Source organism: Paenibacillus hubeiensis, from assembly GCF_032334105.1.
Lineage (GTDB): Bacteria > Bacillota > Bacilli > Paenibacillales > Paenibacillaceae > Paenibacillus > Paenibacillus hubeiensis.
Window position 1 is genome coordinate 49,500 of record NZ_JAVYAE020000016.1, and the last position, 20,160, is coordinate 69,659.

Sequence of the window (20,160 nt, forward strand, 5' to 3'; positions counted from 1 at the left end):
ACTCCTTATTTTATCCCTTTTTTTAAACCGTGACGGTTTCTTTGTATCCATGATCCAAGGACATATTGCCTTTGGCAGAGCCGACCATATTCGCCGTGTTCACCTCATGTGTCCATAGCTGGTAGTAGCCTGAATTCTTTCCATACGAATTATCTATCAAGATATTTGGCTTTGCCATCAGGCAGGACAAAATATGTCCATGCAATCTCGAAGTATATATCACTTCATAATTGGCAAAACGTCGGATGGCCTTATTGACCAAATAATCACTGTATATCCTCCATCCTAGCTGCAGCAACGCGTTTCCTTTGATTCTACGCATACCACCACCTGCCCACTGCACCAGCTTTCTTTCGTACCTGGTGTACAATGTATCCCAATCCAGAGTATCACCCTGTATTTTGGAAGTAACTGCATACTGCTCCGCATTCACTTCAATATCCACACGGAGAAAATTCAAGCGTTCTTTTCGCGGTGCATCCTTGAATTGAATAGGCCATAGTTGGTGTGCCATATCAGGCATCAACTTCAACTTACAGTTATGGAAATGTTCCGATGCTAATTGAAGCGATTTTTCGTCTCTAAGAAATAGATGGAGGTCGGCATGTTCATTAAATATAGAAGCCGTCCGCTGTACCGCATTTTCGTTTTTATAAAAAATAGTTTGTGGCAATAGCACAATTCGGTTTTGAGGGTAATTTCTCACGATGTTCTCCCGCAAATTTTGATGCATGTCATACAAATCGCCGAAATTCCCGCCCCCTTGTAAAACAATGATGTGGTCTTTCGGAATCTGCATCCGTTCACTGAACTCATATACACTGAAACGCTTGACGACCTGAATCTGGTTCTCTTTAAAGAAAGCCTCGGTTCCTTTCATGATTAGCAAATCACCGCAATTGCTATAAACGGGGTAATCAAAATAGAAGATTCTGGAATGTGGAGGGACTACTTCTAAAATTTGTTTCAATCGCTCCTTTAATTCATCCATGGGATGAACCTGTTGCTTATTCGGCATAATCCCGAGCTCCTTTGAAAAGTTTTTTTTCGCTGAATGCCTGCTTCAGGAACGCGATATCTTCCCGATCATATAGCATGTTGCGCAGAGGGATTTTGAACAGAATGGATATGGAAATGAGGGACATCAAAATGCGGACCAACGAACCAGCCAGCAATGCGATACCAATTCCCGTCAAACCAAATACGGGAGTGAGCACAAAAAATAACGAAACCGTCACGACCAGCGCACAAACCTGTCTTATCAGGATCACGCCGGGACGTCCGAGTGCATTAAACGCCGAAGCTAGAATCCACGAACCTCCGCCGACGATGCACTCAAACGAAAGCAGATAAAAAACGGGGCTGGCTTGTAAAAATTCTTCGCCATACAAAAGACCAATAAAATATCGGCCAATCAACATGCTTGGAATGACGATAATCGTCATTAGAACCATGCTTATACGAAAAGCCCTGCCCACCAGGGACAGTACCTGATTCTGATCTTTACCAGCGACTTTTGGAAATATAACGTTTGTAATTGCATTCTGTACCACGTCGAACAATCTTGATAAAGCAAAAACGACTGAATACAATCCGAAATCTCGCGGTGTAAGCAACGTAATGATAATAATTTTGTCAAACTGTGTATAAAGCGTTCCCATCAGTTCTACACCATACACCCGAATTCCATAACTAAATAAGTGAACACATGCCTTAAACTGATGTATCCATTGAGTGATTGATACGAAGATGTCTTTGCGCATTATGCACATGAATGTGCTCAAGACGAGAAACGTGGAGATCAAGCTAGTCATAATAGCCCTTTCGACTGTAAGGGTACCGGAAGCCCAAAGTGTGAGTAAACCCACCAAGTTTAAAAGAGGTACAAGCAGCCGTGATAAGTTATACGTGATAAATCTTTCGGTCCCTTGTGCAGATGCTGCGAGCAGACCCATAAGAAGAAGTAGCGGCACCATAAGGACTGTATACCAACGAGCCACATCAATGGTAGACTCCGAATATCCAGTGAGCCAAAATGAAATGCCCCACCAGCTAATCATTCCAACGATTACACTGATCGGCACTTGCACTGCAAAGCTCATTCCAATGTAGGTCGATAATTGATGTTGGTTTCGTTTCACATTAAAGATTAGCGAAGTTGGCAACCCAAAGGCTGCAAGTCCGGACAGGAACGATGGCCAGAACAGCACCGCTGCGAGTTCTCCCCTTCCCGCCGCTCCAAACATGCGAGCTGTAAGAATAGAGGTAAGCGTCGTTACAGCCATAATGAGCACATTGGCAAAACTTGTCATAAGAATGGTTTGTACCAAACTATGCTGTTTGTTCGAAGAGACTACGGCCATGTTCATCAGGCATTCATTCCTTTGCTTTTACGAAAAGACCCTACAATACTGCCGTTACGATAGTATATTTTGGCCATTCCTCTGGTCACTTTTTTGACATTAGTCATTGAAACAATAATATAGATGGATGCCAGAAAGATAATGAACAAATGTTTAAGAATGCCGACTGAGCTTGACTGGTGCTGGGTCGCATCACTAATTCCTTGCCAGTAGACCCGGCGTAACAACCAGCGTTTATTCAGTCTGCTTTTTGAAATCTTGTGCTCGACTGCTGCGTATGGATTGTAATAAATCTTATATTTTGCTCGAATACGGCCAATGAGATCACTTTCTTCGCCTGATAGAAGATTGTTCCCTATACGTCCCAAGTCGGTTCTAAAAGGCTGAATATCCTGAAAAATGCTTTTCCTGAAAGACACATTGGCTCCAAACGGAATATACGGCTCTTTCATCTCAACAATCTCATTTGAAAAATCCAGGATGGAGTATAGACTTATAAAGTCATCTGGAATCCACTCGGGTTTTCCTCCCTCCCAAATGGGAACAATCTTACCTCCAACACAGCCGATTTCGGAATCCATATCAAATATTCTCACAACTTCTCTAATCCATGAAGCAGAAGCCAAGGCATCATCGTCCAAAAACAATACAAACTCTCCTCGAGCTTCTTGAATAGCTCTATTTCTTGCGTAAGACAATCCCAATTGTGGCTCAAAGATATAACGCACGTGTGCAGGAAAATTCATTGATTCAAACCGTTCTTTGGTATGATCTGTGGAACAGTTATCGATAATAATAATTTCATATGCTGTGTACGCCGTATCTCCTTGCAACAAACTCTCGATCGCCTGCATCGTATCATCGCCCCGGTTATGTGTACAAATGGCTACAGAAGCCCTCATCCTCTCACCTCAAACTTGCAGTTTTCTTCCACATACCGACGGGTTAAGACAATGATCATATTATACTGACCCTGTACACGTCTTGAGATGTGGATTTGAAAGACAGACCACTATACCGCATTCATGATAATGTTGACCGTATCTTTGGCGCACTTGTTCCATGAAAAATAGGATGAGTGCTCCTTACCTTTCGCAGACAGTTGTTGTACTAAATCTGGATTAGATGCAACCTCTACCAAACGCGAGGCGGCTTCTTGCGGGTACTGGGGATCAAAATATAATCCAGCATCTCCACATACTTCAGGAATGGAACCACGGGAAGAGACGATTACCGGGCAGCCCAACGCCATCGCCTCCAGTGGCGGTAATCCGAAACCTTCGTATAAGGATGGGAAAATGAATCCGGCAGCATTCTCATACAAGCTTTTTAACTCCTCGTCCGACACATAACCAACCCACTGAACAGCATCCGATTCGTTTTGATTATGGTTGCTAAATACCTTGCTGTTCTTAGAACCAACAATGACCACGTTTAAATTGTGGGCTTTCACCTCAGGTAAAATTTCGAAAATCATCTTAAAATTTTTATAAGGGTTCATGGTGCTTACGGCCAGAACATACGGAGATTCGATTCCGTACTTTTCGAGAACACCTTGAGCCGCCTGCCTGTCATGAATATGATCGATCCCCAAATGAGTGACAGATACTTTCTGTGCTGCAATCTTGCAATGTTGGATTAATTCACCCTTGGAGAAGTTGGATACAGTAATTACTCTTTTTGAAATTTTCCCCAAACGAACCGTCAAAAACTGATACCATGAACGGAAAGCAAACGAAAACGCCTTCGGATAACTGAAGACCGATGCATCATGGATTGTTACAATTTGATTTCGTTTGAAAGCCGGTCCCGTATTACACAAATTAATTAGTAATCCTCCTCTGGAGTAGAACGGCAATTCAAACTGTTCCCATGCGTGCCCCTTAAGTTTGCCAACGACTTGATGGCGAATATGTTTTAGTTCAAGCCGGGTTACGACGTTGGATGGGGAAAGCAAACAAAATTCGTATTTGGTTCCATCCACTTCTCCGGATTCAATCAGTTTGTCGATCTCCTTTACAAGTTCTATGGCATATCGTTGAACACCCGTAACAGTCTGAGTCAAGAAACGGGCATTAATATATATTCTAGTCATGCGATTCTCCATTTCTATTCGAAATTTTCAGGACGGGTGTTCACTTGACCATGATGGAAAATTACATTCGCATCCCGTGCCTCATAATAAAGACTAACGAATTCTTCATTCATACGATCCGCGCTAAACCTTTCCAAATATATGCCGCGACCGACTTCGCCCATGGCAGCCAGCGTTTTTTTGTCCAATTTAATCAGAATGTCCAATAATTCTTTGGGCTGATCCAGATCAAAAATGTACCCGTTCAGTTCGTGGGAAACCAGCTCGGGCAAAGAGGCACGATTGCTTGCAATGACCGCTTTACGATTCTTCATCGCTTCGATAGCTACCAAAGGAAGCCCTTCCCAACGAGACGGCATGATCACGGCATCACATTGCTGGTAGTATCGGTCAATCGCCGCGTTATCTACCCAACCTAGCCGAACGACATTATCGGGAAAATGCCATTCGTTGTTTTCCAATACACTATCTCCAATGACGTACAGTCGGAGCAGCTCTTGAAGCTCAGGATGTTTGGCAAGCACATCCAGGAGTACGTCCAGTCCTTTCTGCCGATCATATCTTCCAACGAACAATAGACGGATAACTCCTTCTTCGTCGCTGCTACTCCATACAGCTGGAACATTCGCATCGAACGATGGATTTGACTTTTTCTCCCTCAAGCCGCTATACACGAACCTAGATTTGGAAGGGGACATTCCCAATTGAACGGACTGTTCCAATTCGTATCTTGAAATGTTAATGATGAAGTCTGTCTTGAATTCCAGCATCTTTTCAATCATGAAATAGGCCCTTTTGAGTCTTGGCTTGGTATCCATTAAAAAGGACCAGCCGTGCGAGCAATAGAATACGCTCGCTTTTTGGGGGAAAACAAAAAATAAGCCCCTTGCGAGCATACCCGCAAACGAGCTATGAATATGGATAATATCCGGTTGAATCTTTTTGATGGCTTGGCGAATATGTTTCATGGCTTGAAGAAAGTACTTTGGATGGCGTTTATACTCATAACGCAAAATGCGATCCGGCTCCAAATCGAAGTCAGATGCCGAATTGTAGTCGCTCATCATTAAATATACATCAAAAAATCGACGTTGATATGCAACAAGTTCGTTCAAATAGGTTGCCACTCCACCAACAACGTATTCCCCTATATGCAAAACCTTCATAAATATGCTCACCTGCTTTGTAATGGTATTTCATCCGCTTCCTGTTGTTGATACAGGGCAATGCCAATGGCAATCCATATGAATACATTGCTCGGGAACAGTTCAAGCACATTTGTCGTAAAGCTTGATACGACAACTCCCGCCCCTATTGCAATGGCCATCTGCGGCAGTCCTGTCGTATCTGTCACAGGCAGCTGTTTCATTCGTTTAAAAAGGCTGACTGTGATCCATAGAGATAAAATGAGCAAATAAATAATGCCCAGCCATCCTGTCTGCGCATAAAATGAAAAATACTGATTATCTACAGGATAAGCACTTGACTGCAAACCAAGAATCTGTGTTCGGAGACTGGCGGCGCCTACTGACCCCAACCCATTTCCTATAAATCCAGCCATTGAGAATGGCGATGTTAGATAGGAGCCCCAGCTCTCAAATCGTACCAGCATGGAATTAATGGAGAGCAGGTTGTACGTTTCCATCAATTGAACCCCGAACACAACAACTGCAGGGAGCAGCAGAAAAACACTAGCCAGTAACAACATATTATTGGAATCGTATTTGCGCACGCGCAAAATGAACATCACCACTTGATAAACAATCCAGAACACAATTGCAGATCGAATGGTTGAAAGCAGCAAAAAACTGATGGTCAGTAATTGAATGAATATCCGGAACAACCGAACTTTCGTAGCCAATCGTGTTCTTTCTGCTATTATACCTGCGATCAATAAAGCATACGCATAGGCGTCCGGTGAAACTGTAATGGAACTAAGCCGAGGTACACCTGCCATATAATGTTTAATATTTACGCCATATACGAATCCCAGCGAGAGCAACTTGTCGATCCCAAGTGAATATTGAACCAACCAACCAATAATTAATAGAAACAAGATGATCAGATTCGTTCTTGCAAATAGGTCCACTATCTTAAGCTCTGCAATGTATATACCAGCAAGCAACATCATCATTGGTAGAAACGTAATCTTTACCCCGTAAACCCATGTTACGAGGCTTCCACCAAGCAACAGATTCAAGGATCCTATTGCCATAATGGAAGCAAACAAGAACAAGAACAGAATAATAAAGCGGTGTTGACTGCGGTACGCTTTAATCAAAGCAAACGTAGCCAACAAGAGCATGCCTGCATCCTTTAGTGAACGAATAACGATATTATCCACATAAACAGAGACCAGACCGTAAAATGCCAAATAAACCATCAACATGTGGAACAGAACTTTAAACAAAGTATGCTTTGTTTCAGCTTGAGTCTCAACGTATACAGGTTTGCCTGCATGCATGGCAATCGTTTGCATTTTAACCCCCATACCCGATCAGTTTGCCGTAGATGTCATTGTGTTTCTGAAGCAAATAGACTTCATTAAAACTTTGACTGTGTTGGTGGCAACGCTGTTTTAACTCTTTTTTTTCAGCTTCACTCATATGAAAATACTGCATAATCGAACGAGCAATGGCCTCTGAGTCATAAGGAGGGAACGAAAACTCTTCCGAATCCAACAGAATCTCCGCCATTCCTCCGACTCGCGAGGCATACACCGGCGTTCCCACCTGACAGGATTCGATAACAACCATTCCAAACGGTTCATCCCACGTTGAAGGAACGATCACAAGGTCCATCGCAGCCATTTGTTTCATAACGTCCGATTTGGAAACCTTTCCTTTGAATTCGATGCGATGATCAGAGGCAGCCAATTCTTTCAAAGAATGCAACAAGGGACCGTCACCGTAAATGCAAAGCTTACCCACAATGCTGGAATCCAGCATCTTCATTGCATCCACCAAATAATGGACCCCTTTCACCTCAGTGAGCTGTCCAAAATAACCTATATTTAACGGATCTCTGGTATTCACTTTCTTCTGTGTAAACAGTTCTATGGCCTGTTCATCTTGGTCCACGATATTATGAACGACATGTTTGCTCGAATTCTCAAACAGTCCAAACGAGGTATGCGTCCCAAGAATGTGATTAGAAACGCCAATCACAGACGCTGCCAATCGACTGAACCTTCTCGAGATAATTCTGTACATTCTCGAATATACCGAGACTTTAATTGGATCAACTAAAGAGAAATCGTGAAGCGTGTGTACAAGCGGAATGTTCAATTCATAGGCCGCCCTCCACACAGCAAAACTGAGTCCTGGCAGATTATGTGTGTGAACCAAATCGGGCCTTTCATTGACTAGGTGCTCTTTAATGTGCTGATACTGTTTTATGTTAAAAATGTCCTGAACGCGCCACATGATTTTACTCGTTACCGTTGAACGCCTACCGGTATCTCCAATCCAATATCGATTATTGTAAGGTAAACGGAGCACATCGATACCATTCACACAGTCTGACCTCACCTTGTTATCGTTGTGTTGACCAACTGTCATGACTTTAACTTCATATTGTCGGCTCAATGTCTGGGCCAAAATTTGTGCGGATATTTCCGCTCCGCCAATAATATTTGGCGGATACAGGCTATGGGCGATCAATATTTTGGCCATGGCATTACAACGTCCCGAGAAGCATTGCACGATAATGTTGAATCATACGTCCCAGCCCCTCTTCAAGGCCGATTTTCGGTTCCCAATCCAGCAGTTCCCTGGCTTTGTCTATTACGGGTCTTCTGACTTTGGGATCATCCTGAGGCAACGGCATATACACGATATTGCTCTCTGATTGCGTAAGCCGCTTAACCAAATGGGCAACTTCAAGCACGCTGTACTCGGACGGGTTGCCAATGTTGACGATTTCTCCCGTGGCCCGATCCGTTTCCATCAGTTTTTGCAATCCGTTGATGTTGTCATCCACATAGCAAAAAGAGCGAGTCTGCGAGCCATCTCCATACACGGTAATATCTGCCCCTGTTAAGGCCTGGGTCACAAAGTTCGAGATGACCCTGCCATCGTCATTGCGTAATCCTGCAGAATACGTATTAAAAATACGGGCAACCTTCACGGATACCTGATATTTCGTATAGTACTCGTAACATAATACTTCACCTAACCGCTTTGCTTCGTCGTAACACGCTCTTGGCCCCCAGGTATTCACATAACCACGATAGCTTTCGGGTTGCGGGTGTACTTCCGGATCGCCATAAGCTTCGCTTGTGCTGGAATAGAGCAGCTTTGCCCCTTTGATTCGGGCCAGTTCCAGCATATGATAGGTTCCACGCGTATTGACCCAAATCGTACCAAGGGAATCCTCTTGGTAGAATTTCGGGGAAGCCGGTGAAGCTAAATGATATATTTCATCAACCTGTTCGTTCTGCAAGAAATCAAGCGATTCAGGAAGGGTTACATCTGCTTCTACAAAGGAAAAGAGGGGGCTGTTCGCCACCTCTTGCAGATTCGATATGATTCCGGTAGAAAGGTTATCCAGTCCAATCACTCGATGTCCTTGCTCAATCAAGGATTTGACGAGGTGGGAGCCCAGAAATCCTGCTGCGCCCGTAATGATGATATGTTTCAATCCGATCACGCTCCATTATAATAGGTCAAAACGTATTGCTTTTAATCATGACACGTAGGGTTTGAATGATAATTTTAATGTCCATGCTCAAGGAAACATTCGAAATATAATGGAAATCATACTGCAGATTGTGGTGAATCGGCTCTTTGCGCGCTTCACTGACCTGCCACAAGCCGGTTATTCCCGGTTTCACCATAAATCGTCTGCGTTCCAGCTCGGTGTACTCTTGCTCAACAATCGTTTTTATCTCCGGTCTCGGCCCGATAAAACTCATTTCGCCCTTAAGGATGTTCACCAGTTGCGGCAGTTCATCTAAGCTGGTCTTGCGAAGGATTCTGCCGATTCGGGTAATGCGCGGATCCAGACTGCTCGTTGGGGAGACGCTGTATTTTGGAGCATCCGTATACATGGTTCTGAATTTATAAATACTGAATGTGACGCCGTCTTTTCCATATCGATCCTGCCTGAAAATGATCGGTCCACGGGAATCGAGTTTAATAAGAACAGCCACAACAAGCATGATCGGTAAAACAGCAAGCAACAACCCGGCTGCAATCACGATATCGATGAACGGCTTCCCCAAATCAGCATAACCTCCAACACGCCGCGAACCCGACTGGTCCAGAACTGCTGCAGTTCCGTCTTGGGCCGCAGCTTCACGGCTCACAACATATTCCGGTCCTGGGAGATTCACAGACTATCCCCTCCTGCCACAAACATACGCTGATTCGTCTGTTCCCTCATCAAAATCTCTTCAATGGCTGTCAACACAGGTGCACGCAGTTCCGCATTGTTCAGTGCGAAATCAAGCGTGGTCAGGATGTAACCCAACTTCTCTCCTACATCATAACGAGTCCCTTCAAAATCATATGCATACAAGCCTTCGTCAGTATTCAGTTTCTGCAGCGCATCCGTAAGCTGGATTTCTCCGCCTGCACCGACATGCTGCGCCTCCAAATAGTTAAATACGCTCGGTGTCAAAATGTAGCGCCCCATAATGGCCAAATTGGACGGCGCCGTACCCAATGGTGGTTTCTCCACCATGCTGCTTACCGAAGACAGCCGTCCTTCCGTGTATAAGGGATCGATGATTCCGTAACGATACGTCTCGCTTGGGCTTACCGTTTTTACACCGAGGACAGATTGTTGAACCTCCTCATACTGCTGAATCAACTGTTTGGTGCAAGGCACATCGGAAACAACAATATCGTCCCCGAGCAGGACGGCAAAAGGTTCATTGCCAATAAAGTTCCGTGCGCACCAGACGGCATGCCCGAGACCTAGCGGCTCCTTTTGTCTTATGTAATGAATATCCACGTTAGAGGATTTTTTGACCTCTTCCAGCAAAGAAAGCTTTCCCTTTTCAAGCAAGTTCTGCTCCAGCTCGAACGCACTGTCAAAATGATCCTCAATCGCACGTTTGCCTTTCCCCGTCACAATGATGATATCCTCAATACCCGAAGCGATCGCTTCTTCTACAATATATTGGATGGTTGGCTTGTCTACGATAGGGAGCATTTCTTTGGGCATTGCCTTTGTGGCAGGCAAAAATCTGGTGCCCAGACCTGCCGCAGGAATGATCGCTTTCCTAACTTTATTCATAAATACCACCCTATCCATTGTAATTTTTTTTAAAAAGCCTGATTCATACCAACACCTGATTCATACCAACATAAGTAATCAATAATCCATGTTACAGCGGGCATTTAACCCAGCCTCACATCACACCCTCGACGATCAACGTCTAAGGTACACCACCCACAGTGTGACCGAGTGCCTACCTTGATAGAGGTGTAGTAGACATGACCTTGGAATATGTTTGGTATTGGCGTATCCTTGCAATCAAAAGACATGATTATCTAGGCATCTTCGCCATACTGTCCTTTGGAGAGTTGGACGTTGTTCAATGCGGCCCCAAGTATTCTTGCATTGACATGCTCCAGATGAGCCTTTGCCTTTTTGACGAGGTCTTTCTTGACTTTACCTGCACTCACAACAAGAATGACGCCATCAGCCAACGAGCTGATGATCAATGCATCCGATACGGCTAATACTGGGGGAGTGTCAAATAGAATGACGTCGTACTCCTCTTTCATATCCTCCAGTAACGCATGCATTTTGCGGGAACCGATCATTTCCGAAGGATTTGGCGGGACTGGTCCCGAGGTGAGCACATGAAGTCCTTCCACGCCTGTTTCCCTTAACACTTCCGTTACTTTATATTGGCTCGATAACACACTCGTCAGCCCGATATGATTCGGCACGTTGAACATCCGATGTATCGCAGGCTTGCGAAGATCAGTGTCCATAAGCAATACCTTTTTTCCTTCTTGCGCATAAGCTACGGCCAAATTGCCGATGGTCGTCGTTTTTCCCTCACCTGATACTGCGGAAGCAATCATAATCGTTCTAATTTGACTATCGATGGACGAAAACTGAATATTCGTCCGCAGTTTACGATAAGCCTCCGACGAGTTGGATTGCGGGTTAGCGATCGTAATGAGGCCGCCTTTATCATTGGTTTGCCGTGGCATACTGACCGTCACCTACTTTCTTTTGATGGGCAGAGTTTTGCTTGGAGGTACGAATCTCTTCTTTTCTTAATTTGGAAATCACCGCAAGGGCCGGAATGCCGAGCTCCTTCTCCAGTTCATCTTCCGATTTAATGGTGTCATCCAAGTATTCCAATAGAAATACAAAGCCAATGGCGAGCAAAAGTCCTACAAAGAAGCTGATCAGGATGTTCATCGTTGGTTTGACATTAATGGGTTTGGAGGGTTCTGTAGGTTTGGCTTCGCTTAAGATGGTCACATTATCGACCTTCATAATAACGGGGATTTGGGACTGAAATACCTTCGCGACGGCATTCACCGTTTTGGCCGCCTTTTCGGAAGATATTCCTGCGGCGGTCAGACTCATCACCTGGGATTCGTTCGCGGTGGATACCCGAATACTTTGTCCCAGTTGATTGGCTGTCAGACCAAGATCGGGATATGTAGATACTACTTTGTCGAGGATTGCGGAAGATTTAATAATCTCCATATAAGAACTGATCACCTTTATATTGGTTTGAATCGAAGAAATATCAAGATTGGGAACCCCGTCAGCATTGTAAACCTGATTCACGATTAATTTAGCGTTAGCTTCATATATAGGAGTTGTAAAGAAATAACTTTTCACCCCAGCTCCTACGCAGGCAACCAACACAAATGTGACAATGATCCAGATTCGTTTACGCAAAATCTTCATGTACTCTTTAAGTTCCACGCCATTTCCTCCATTCAAATCTGCTTTTTAATTCACCTGATGGCCTTGCCGCTGGTTGTCAAAACAGGAACCTTCGTCTTCGGGTTAACTTTTCGCCCTTCACTCTTCTGTTCCACCATAATGAACCTGCATTATCCTGCAAAACTTGAACGAATCTGTGCCCAAACTTACGTTCAATTAGTGCATAAGCCTCTCGCAATGCAAACGTCCTCACTTGAATGTCATGAGCATCCGATGAAATGAAATGAAATCCGTTTTCTTTGCAAAAATGAAAACACCATTTCTGAACTTTCCGCCCGAAAAGCCCCGTGAACGATTGGGATGTAAGCTGGCATAATCCACCTTGCCTCAAATACTCTGCTAACAATTTCGGCTTGCGCAGCAAAACGCGATTTCTTTCCGGATGAGCAAGAATCGGAACAATGCCCGCCATTTTGAGTTCATATAAAATGTCGGACAACTTCGGGGGAATGTGGTCAAAGGGCAATTCCAGCAGCATGTAACGGCTTCCGGCCAGCGTGCAGCATCTTCCGGCGTACAGGTCATCGATCAGGTTGTCATGTACCCTGATCTCTTGTCCGGGGCGAATCTCCAGGTGAATATTACGCTCTCCCAGCTCTTCCTGAAGCAGTTTCACTGCCTGATTGACCACAATCGGGTCATTATTATAATGCCCGTTCAAGTGATGCGGAGTGGCAATAATGGAGGTAATTCCGGAGACTGCCGCCTTCTCGGCCATAGCGACGGATTGTTCCACATGGAAGGGACCATCATCCAGACCGAATAAAATGTGGCAGTGTATTTCAACCATAACCAAACTTCCTCAATGTATGCTCCTCCTCGCCCCGTATTTCTTGCGCAATTGTTTTGGTGTTAAAGAACTAATGCATAACGACATAAAATATAGTAAAATGGCGTTAAGTAATGCTTGTTTAGAAAATGTTTAGATTGCCTTCGACTTTATATGGTAAAATCGATGTAATGGATGTTTTTCGCAGTAATCGGGGGTTGCGGCGATTTTTCATACGGATCTCGCGGAACAACCGGAAACTGCACATCTCGAAGCATGTTGTTTAACTGTCCTGTTATATATAGTGCTTGCTCTTGCTGAATATGCAGCTTTGAATGATACAATATCAGCTCTCCAAACGGCTGCTTCCATTGAAGTACGGCTTGAAGCCGCAAGCACGCATGATGATCTTCCACGTCCAATCCGATCACCATTTCCGGTGAGATGGGCAGGTCTAGATCGCTAAGGAACGTGAGCTCCTTGGTATCCATGCCGAGCAGCATAACTGGACGCCGCTTTCGTTCTACCTGTTTGCCTTGAAACGCGTGAATGTACATATGAACGTTTAGTTCCAATTTGGCCCACTCGCTTAACATTGGTTCCATGTTTTCATTCCTTTAAAGGATGGGATAGCCCGCAATATGACGCATCTTGCCGGATGTATATTGTGCAGGCAGCTTGGTTACACTTAAATTATTCCAAATGATACATTTCGTAACTCTATAGGTTCAATTTACGATACAATAAGTATCATGTCAAGCGGTATTTGGACATGGTTCTTTTGATATACGACAATATGAGATGTCCTTAGACAGAACTATATTTGGTCAGAATCCATGGGAAGATATTACTTTTTCGAACTGGGCCCGGGATAAATATTGGCTTGATCGGAATGCCGGATCTTGTTCGACGTATTGCAGATAGCTGCCCTGATCAAAATAATGGCTTGGGATCGTTGAAAATTATTTGACTTGGCGTTCAGGGGGATAAGCTTATGAATTACGGAAATCGCATTGCTGAATTAAGGGAACAGCGGGGACTTACTCAAGAAGAACTTGCGAGCTCCATTCATATCACCAGAGCTGCTCTCTCTCACTATGAAAAGAATCGTCGCAAACCCGATTTTGAAGTCTTAACCAAACTTGCCGATATCTTTGGGGTATCTATCGATTATCTCGTTGGCCGCACGCAACACACGGATGTGGTGATGGACGAAGATGTGCGGGAATTCGTGGACTCCCTTGAATTATCGGACAAGGAAGTGCTGGATCGTTTCGATTTAATGATCGACGGTAAACCTCTTACCGAAGAAGAGGCCCGTCGCTTTATTGCTTTTGTCCGGATGGAACGCAGCATGAAATGAGGAACAAATAAAAAGACCCAGTCCGATGAAGATGATCTTTTTCGGTACCTGGGTTTTTTCGTCTCTTCTTTATTTCCCTCCGATCCATGTATGTCATTGCGGTCAAGAACGCTTGCCGGTCGCGGAGGATACGAATTGTTCCCAGCGTTCAGGTTTGATCCCGCATTGCAGCAACACCTTGGTGATGTCCAGCTTGGTAGTTTCCACCGGTTTGCCTTTTGTCGGTCTAGGTCTGCGACTGTGTGGATGCTTCATATTCATTCCGCTAACCCTCTCTTTACTATACTTTCCTGACTCCAAAACTGTTCTTATTATACTTGAGTTGCCATATCTATGTTGTCGTCTTGTGGCGAGAACGTTTTTGAGGGTGGTTCTAATTTTGTCGAAAACAAAACAGGAGCCTAACGACACCAATCGCGTTGTCGTTAGGCTCCTGCTTTTATTTTCGGTTATATAATGAAGCAAAATGTTTGAATATAAACGGACGGCTTAGCCTCCGGTTCGAGCAAGCTCACGCATATTGGCTTCGAAAGCGGCCAGCAGCGCAGCTTCGCCCGTCAGGCCCGAAGCCTGTGCACGCTCAATTTGTTCCGTCATGCGTTTGAAGTCCTTCGGAATGACACGAACGAAGTCAGCCAGGGATGACTGCCATTGATCCAGAATGCGCTGACCCGCTTCACTGCCAGTGAAGGCCACATGGCGCTGGATCATGCCGCGCAGTTCGGCACTCTCTTCCGTGCTTTCCACACGTTCAAGCAGAACCATCTCCAGGTTGCACCGCTGCAAGAATGTGCCTTTCGGATCATAAACGTATGCTATGCCTCCGGACATTCCTGCCGCAAAGTTACGGCCTGTATCGCCGAGCACGACAACGCGCCCACCGGTCATGTATTCACAGCCATGGTCTCCCACGCCTTCCACGACGACGTTAGCCCCCGAATTACGAACCGCAAAGCGTTCGCCGGCGATTCCGCGAATGTACGCTTCCCCGCTGGTTGCTCCATACAGGGCGGTGTTGCCGATGATGATGTTTTCCTCAGCCGCAAATGTCGCTTTCGGAGAAGGCATCACAATCAGTTTGCCTCCGGACAGTCCTTTACCTACATAGTCATTGGAATCCCCTTCAACCGTCATCGTCATGCCTTTTGGAATAAACGCACCGAAGCTTTGTCCCGCAGAGCCGATGAATTTGAATTGAATGGTGTCCTCAGGCAGTCCGGCAAGACCATATTTGCGCGTAACCTCGCTGCCCAGAATGGTTCCGACGGCACGGTTGACGTTGGTGATCGGCAGCACGCCTTCCACCGGTTGCCCGGATTCGAGCGCAGGCTGCGCCAGCGGCAGCAGCTGCTGCATATCCAGCGTTTCTTCCAGACCATGGTTCTGGAACTGCGTACGGTAGCGCGCAGAACCTTCCGGCATTTCCGGCACGTGCAGCAGCACGGACAGATCCACGCCTTTTTTCTTCCAATGGTCCGCGGCATCGGCAGCTTCCAGACAGTCGGTACGGCCAACCATCTCTTGGATCGTGCGGAAGCCCAATTCTGCCATGATTTCGCGCATTTCTTCGGCGACGAAACGCATGAAGTTTACGACATGGGCCGGATCGCCCATATAATTTTTGCGCAGTTCCGGATTTTGCGTGGCCACGCCCACCGGACAAGTATCCATTTGACATACACGCATCATGATGCATCCCAGCGCCACGAGCGGTGCCGTCGAGAATCCGTATTCTTCGGCTCCAAGCAAAGCCGCAACTGCAAGGTCACGACCATTGAGCATTTTACCATCGGTCTCCAGCACGATGCGATCACGCAAGTTGTTGAGCATTAACGTCTGGTGTGTCTCCGCCAAGCCAAGCTCCCACGGCATGCCCGCATGGCGGATCGAACCTTGAGGTGATGCACCTGTACCCCCATCGTATCCGCTGACGAGAATGATGTCTGCACGGCCTTTGGCTACGCCGGCCGCGATCGTTCCTACGCCCACTTCGGATACCAGCTTCACGTTGATTTCCGCGCGAGGGTTGGCGTTTTTGAGATCATAGATGAGCTCCGCCAAATCCTCGATGGAGTAGATGTCGTGATGCGGCGGCGGAGAGATCAGACCTACGCCAGGCGTTGATCCGCGGACCTCGGCAACCCAAGGATACACTTTGCGTCCAGGCAGCTGCCCGCCCTCGCCCGGTTTTGCGCCCTGGGCCATTTTGATCTGGATTTCGTCCGCGTTGACCAGGTAGTTGGACGTTACGCCGAATCGGCCGGACGCAACCTGTTTGATCGCGCTGCGACGGGAATCGCCGTTGGCATCCGGCACGAAACGTGCTGGATCTTCCCCGCCTTCGCCCGTGTTCGATTTGCCGCCGACGCGGTTCATTGCAATCGCGAGGTCCTCATGCGCCTCTTTGCTGATGGAACCGAAAGACATGGCTCCCGTTTTGAAACGACGCATGATCGCTTCGAGCGGCTCAACCTCATCCAGCGGAATGGCTGGACCGGCCGGTTTCAGCTTCAGCATGGAACGGATGGTGAGCATTTGCTCGTTCTCGCCCTGTACCAGCTTGGAATACTTTTTGTACAGTTTATAATCACCGGTGCGAACGGCGTGCTGCAGCGTGTGGATCGTTTGCGGGTTGAACAGATGCTCCTCCCCGTCATTGCGCCATTGGTATTCACCGCCGGAATCCAGCACTTTGTCATTGCCGTCCTTCTCCGTAAACGCGCGGTTGTGGTGGCTAAGCGCCTCCGCAGCGACTTCTTCCAAGCCAATCCCGCCGATCCGGGAAGGCGTCCAGGTGAAATAGCGGTCCACGAAATCGGATTTCAAACCGACCGCTTCGAAGATTTGTGCTCCGCGATAGGACTGGATCGTGGAAATCCCCATTTTGGACAGGATTTTAATAACCCCTTTGGTCGCCGCTTTAATATAGTTTTTAACCGCCTTCTCATGCGAGATGCCGCGCAGCATGCCTTGGCGGATCATGTCATCCAGCGTTTCGAATGCCAGATACGGGTTCACGGCGCTTACCCCATAGCCAAGCAGCAGGGCATAGTGATGAATGTCGCGCGGTTCTCCCGATTCCAGCAAAATGCTGACTTTCGTTCTTGTCCCCTGACGGATCAGATGATGGTGCAGACCGGCAACGGCAAGCAATGCAGGAATGGCTGCATTTTCCGCATCCACGCCGCGGTCCGACAGGATCAGGATGTTGTGTCCTTTATCAATAACGCGATCCGCTGCTTCGAAGAGCAGGTCCATCGCTTTGCGCAATCCTTCCGCGCCTTCTTTCGCCGCGAAGAAGATCGGAATCGTCATCGAGCGGAAGCCCGGACGGCGGACGTGGCGGATTTTCGCAAAATCCTCGTTGGACAGAACCGGCGTCTCGAGACGAATCTGACGACAGCTCTCCGGTTCCGGGTTCAGCAGGTTGCGCTCAGGCCCGATGGTCGTTGCCGTCGAGGTTACGATCTCCTCACGAATCGCATCGATCGGCGGGTTCGTGACTTGGGCAAACATCTGCTTGAAGTAGTTGTACAACCGCTGCGGGCGATCGGACAACACCGCAAGCGGTGCATCGTATCCCATCGAACCTGTCGCTTCCATTCCGGTGGACGCCATCGGCTCCAGAATTTTGCGCAGTTCTTCGAAGGAATAACCGTACGCAAGCTGCAGCTGGGTCACGTTATCATGCTTCGGCTCCGGCAGCTCAGGCGCTTCAGGCAGTTCCTTCAGGTCTACGAGATGTTCGTCCAGCCATGCCTGGTACGGATTTTCAGCCGCGATTTTCGCTTTTGCTTCCTCATCGGAGATAATGCGTCCTTCCTGCGTATCCACGATCAGCATCCGTCCAGGACGCAGACGGTCTTTGTAAAGGATGTCTTCCGGTGCGATATCCAGTACCCCTACCTCGGAGGACAAAATAATGCGGTCGTCTTTCGTTACATAATAACGGGCAGGACGCAAACCGTTGCGGTCCAGCGTTGCGCAAATTTGCACGCCGTCGGTGATGCCCATCGCCGCCGGTCCATCCCATGGCTCCATCAGCGTGCTGTGGTACTCATAAAATGCTTTTTTGGCCGGATCCATGCCTTCATCCGTGCTCCACGGCTCCGGTACCATCATCATGGCCACCTGAGGCAGGGAACGTCCGCTCAAATAAAGGAACTCCAGCGTATTGTCGAACATCGCGGTATCCGAGCCGTCCGGGTTGATGATCGGTTTCACTTTGTCGATGTCGCTGCCGAACACTTCGCTCTCGAACAGCGACTGGCGAGCATGCATCCAGTTCACGTTGCCGCGCATCGTATTGATCTCGCCGTTGTGGATCATGAAGCGGTATGGATGCGCGCGTTCCCAGCTCGGGAACGTGTTCGTGCTGAAACGGGAGTGCACGAGCGCGATGGCGGATTCCACCAGGTCCTCCTGCAGATCCAGGTAAAATTCTCCGACCTGCTCTGTCGTAAGCATTCCTTTATATACCACTTTGCGGCAAGACAAGCTTGGCAGATAGAAGGAATCGCCGGCTTGTGCCTCAGCCGAATAACGGATCGCCAGCTCCGCGCGTCTGCGAATGACGTACAGCTTGCGCTCAAAAGCCATCTCGTCCTTGATGTCCTCGGACTTGCCGATGAATACCTGACGGACATGAGGTTTCGCTGCAAGCGCGGAACGACCCAGCATGCCATCGTAGGTAGGCACATCGCGGAATCCGAGCACCGTTTGGCCTTCTTCTTCAATGATTTTTTTGAGGCCTTCCTCATGGGCGCTGCGAATGGCCGGATCATGGGAAAGGAAGAGCATACCTACGCCATAATGTCCTTGTTCTGGCAAAGCAAAACCGAGACGTTCCGCCTCCTTCGCAAAAAAGCGATGAGGAATCTGGATCAAAATACCGGCTCCGTCACCGGAATTCGGTTCACTGCCCTGTCCGCCACGGTGCTCCATGTTACTGAGCATGGTCAGCGCCTGGCTAACGATATCGTGTGAAGCTACACCTTTGATATGGGCCACAAAGCCCATTCCGCATGCATCTTTTTCGAATTGCGGGTCATACAGACCCTGTTTGGGTGGTAATCCGATCTGTTTCATGGAACGCAACCTTTCTATTAATGAAGTATTTCGGAGATCCAGACTTTGGCGACAAGCAACATTGAGACGGGAGGAGCCGGCAACTTGATGCAAGTGCCTGCCAAAATTGCGGAGCGGCGGCACAATGGCCGTCCGATTCAAGAGCACTGTCGTAGTTCGGTATATGCCTTGAAGGTTACATGCCGTCCGCGGCCCGGGCGGGTACGAATGCATGATGATTGGCATTTTCGGCCACTGGCATGGCCGTTAAAAATGGAGCGACGTGTTTAATAAGTTCTATCATTTTAACACCGACCTAACATCAGCGCAATTTAAACTTTTTAATACCTCTGATAAGAATTGTTTTGCAGTGAAGCGTTAGTGCAGTAACGCTAAAATCCAACTCTTTTTCGAATAATTATACACATTTCGCGCAAGAGTACAACTGATTTTATCTGCTGACAAAAGAAAAACATTCCATATGGGGCCTGCATTTCCCCCTCTTTTCGCCAAAATCGGATCCTGCGGTCCAGCAAATCGCGCGCCAGGCATGCAATCCTATGCAAAAATAGCT

17 protein-coding genes are annotated in these 20,160 nt (G+C 47.0%); 1 reads left to right on the plus strand and 16 read right to left on the minus strand.

Going from position 1 to position 20,160, the window contains the following annotated elements; genetic code table 11:
• Positions 1 to 22 precede the first annotated feature (22 nt).
• From RSX24_RS27240 to RSX24_RS27305, 14 genes are all read right to left on the minus strand, one after another.
• Positions 23 to 1,018 carry a polysaccharide pyruvyl transferase family protein gene (locus RSX24_RS27240; RefSeq protein ID WP_343262328.1) on the minus strand — a complete coding sequence of 332 codons (996 nt, stop codon included), beginning with the start codon at positions 1,016 to 1,018 and terminating at the stop codon, positions 23 to 25.
• Positions 1,008 to 2,369, minus strand: a complete 1,362-nt coding sequence (locus tag RSX24_RS27245) for a lipopolysaccharide biosynthesis protein (protein WP_343262329.1) — start codon at positions 2,367 to 2,369, stop codon at positions 1,008 to 1,010. The genes RSX24_RS27240 and RSX24_RS27245 overlap by 11 nt, the downstream gene beginning before the upstream one ends.
• Positions 2,369 to 3,265, minus strand: a complete 897-nt coding sequence (locus tag RSX24_RS27250) for a glycosyltransferase (RefSeq protein ID WP_343262330.1) — start codon at positions 3,263 to 3,265, stop codon at positions 2,369 to 2,371. Before RSX24_RS27250 ends, RSX24_RS27245 begins: the two co-directional genes overlap by 1 nt.
• A gap of 110 nt (positions 3,266 to 3,375) precedes the next feature.
• Complete coding sequence (locus tag RSX24_RS27255) at positions 3,376 to 4,458, minus strand: glycosyltransferase family 4 protein (protein ID WP_343262331.1); 1,083 nt, start codon at positions 4,456 to 4,458, stop codon at positions 3,376 to 3,378.
• A gap of 14 nt (positions 4,459 to 4,472) precedes the next feature.
• The gene (locus RSX24_RS27260) at positions 4,473 to 5,624 is read right to left on the minus strand and encodes a glycosyltransferase (RefSeq protein ID WP_343262332.1); all 1,152 of its coding nucleotides are present in this window, start codon (positions 5,622 to 5,624) and stop codon (positions 4,473 to 4,475) included.
• A gap of 8 nt (positions 5,625 to 5,632) precedes the next feature.
• Positions 5,633 to 6,937: an O-antigen ligase family protein gene (locus RSX24_RS27265; RefSeq protein WP_343262333.1), complete on the minus strand. Its 1,305-nt coding sequence runs from the start codon at positions 6,935 to 6,937 to the stop codon at positions 5,633 to 5,635.
• Position 6,938: 1 nt separating this feature from the next.
• Positions 6,939 to 8,132, minus strand: a complete 1,194-nt coding sequence (locus RSX24_RS27270) for a glycosyltransferase family 4 protein (RefSeq protein ID WP_343262334.1) — start codon at positions 8,130 to 8,132, stop codon at positions 6,939 to 6,941.
• Between the two features lie 4 nt (positions 8,133 to 8,136).
• A complete protein-coding gene (locus tag RSX24_RS27275; protein WP_343262335.1) occupies positions 8,137 to 9,099 on the minus strand; it encodes a UDP-glucuronic acid decarboxylase family protein in 963 nt (320 codons plus the stop codon).
• A gap of 25 nt (positions 9,100 to 9,124) precedes the next feature.
• A complete protein-coding gene (locus RSX24_RS27280) occupies positions 9,125 to 9,793 on the minus strand; it encodes a sugar transferase (RefSeq protein ID WP_343262336.1) in 669 nt (222 codons plus the stop codon).
• Entirely contained in the window at positions 9,790 to 10,701 is a 912-nt protein-coding gene (gene galU, locus RSX24_RS27285; RefSeq protein ID WP_343262337.1) for a UTP--glucose-1-phosphate uridylyltransferase GalU, read from the minus strand. The genes RSX24_RS27280 and galU overlap by 4 nt, the downstream gene beginning before the upstream one ends.
• Before the next feature lie 257 nt (positions 10,702 to 10,958).
• Positions 10,959 to 11,633: a CpsD/CapB family tyrosine-protein kinase gene (locus tag RSX24_RS27290; RefSeq protein ID WP_343262338.1), complete on the minus strand. Its 675-nt coding sequence runs from the start codon at positions 11,631 to 11,633 to the stop codon at positions 10,959 to 10,961.
• Positions 11,614 to 12,366: a YveK family protein gene (locus tag RSX24_RS27295; RefSeq protein ID WP_343262339.1), complete on the minus strand. Its 753-nt coding sequence runs from the start codon at positions 12,364 to 12,366 to the stop codon at positions 11,614 to 11,616. The genes RSX24_RS27290 and RSX24_RS27295 overlap by 20 nt, the downstream gene beginning before the upstream one ends.
• A gap of 58 nt (positions 12,367 to 12,424) precedes the next feature.
• Entirely contained in the window at positions 12,425 to 13,177 is a 753-nt protein-coding gene (locus RSX24_RS27300; protein WP_236415240.1) for a tyrosine-protein phosphatase, read from the minus strand.
• 149 nt (positions 13,178 to 13,326) lie between these two features.
• A complete protein-coding gene (locus RSX24_RS27305; RefSeq protein WP_339276571.1) occupies positions 13,327 to 13,761 on the minus strand; it encodes a hypothetical protein in 435 nt (144 codons plus the stop codon).
• 389 nt (positions 13,762 to 14,150) lie between these two features.
• Between RSX24_RS27305 and RSX24_RS27310 the strand changes: the two genes are divergently transcribed.
• The gene (locus RSX24_RS27310; RefSeq protein ID WP_236415243.1) at positions 14,151 to 14,519 is read left to right on the plus strand and encodes a helix-turn-helix domain-containing protein; all 369 of its coding nucleotides are present in this window, start codon (positions 14,151 to 14,153) and stop codon (positions 14,517 to 14,519) included.
• 102 nt (positions 14,520 to 14,621) lie between these two features.
• On the opposite strand, the gene RSX24_RS27315 is transcribed toward RSX24_RS27310, so the two are convergent.
• Together RSX24_RS27315 and gltB are read right to left on the minus strand one after the other, a co-directional pair.
• A complete protein-coding gene (locus RSX24_RS27315) occupies positions 14,622 to 14,780 on the minus strand; it encodes a hypothetical protein (protein WP_236415245.1) in 159 nt (52 codons plus the stop codon).
• 228 nt (positions 14,781 to 15,008) lie between these two features.
• The gene (gltB, locus tag RSX24_RS27320; protein ID WP_343262340.1) at positions 15,009 to 19,607 is read right to left on the minus strand and encodes a glutamate synthase large subunit; all 4,599 of its coding nucleotides are present in this window, start codon (positions 19,605 to 19,607) and stop codon (positions 15,009 to 15,011) included.
• Positions 19,608 to 20,160 lie beyond the last annotated feature (553 nt).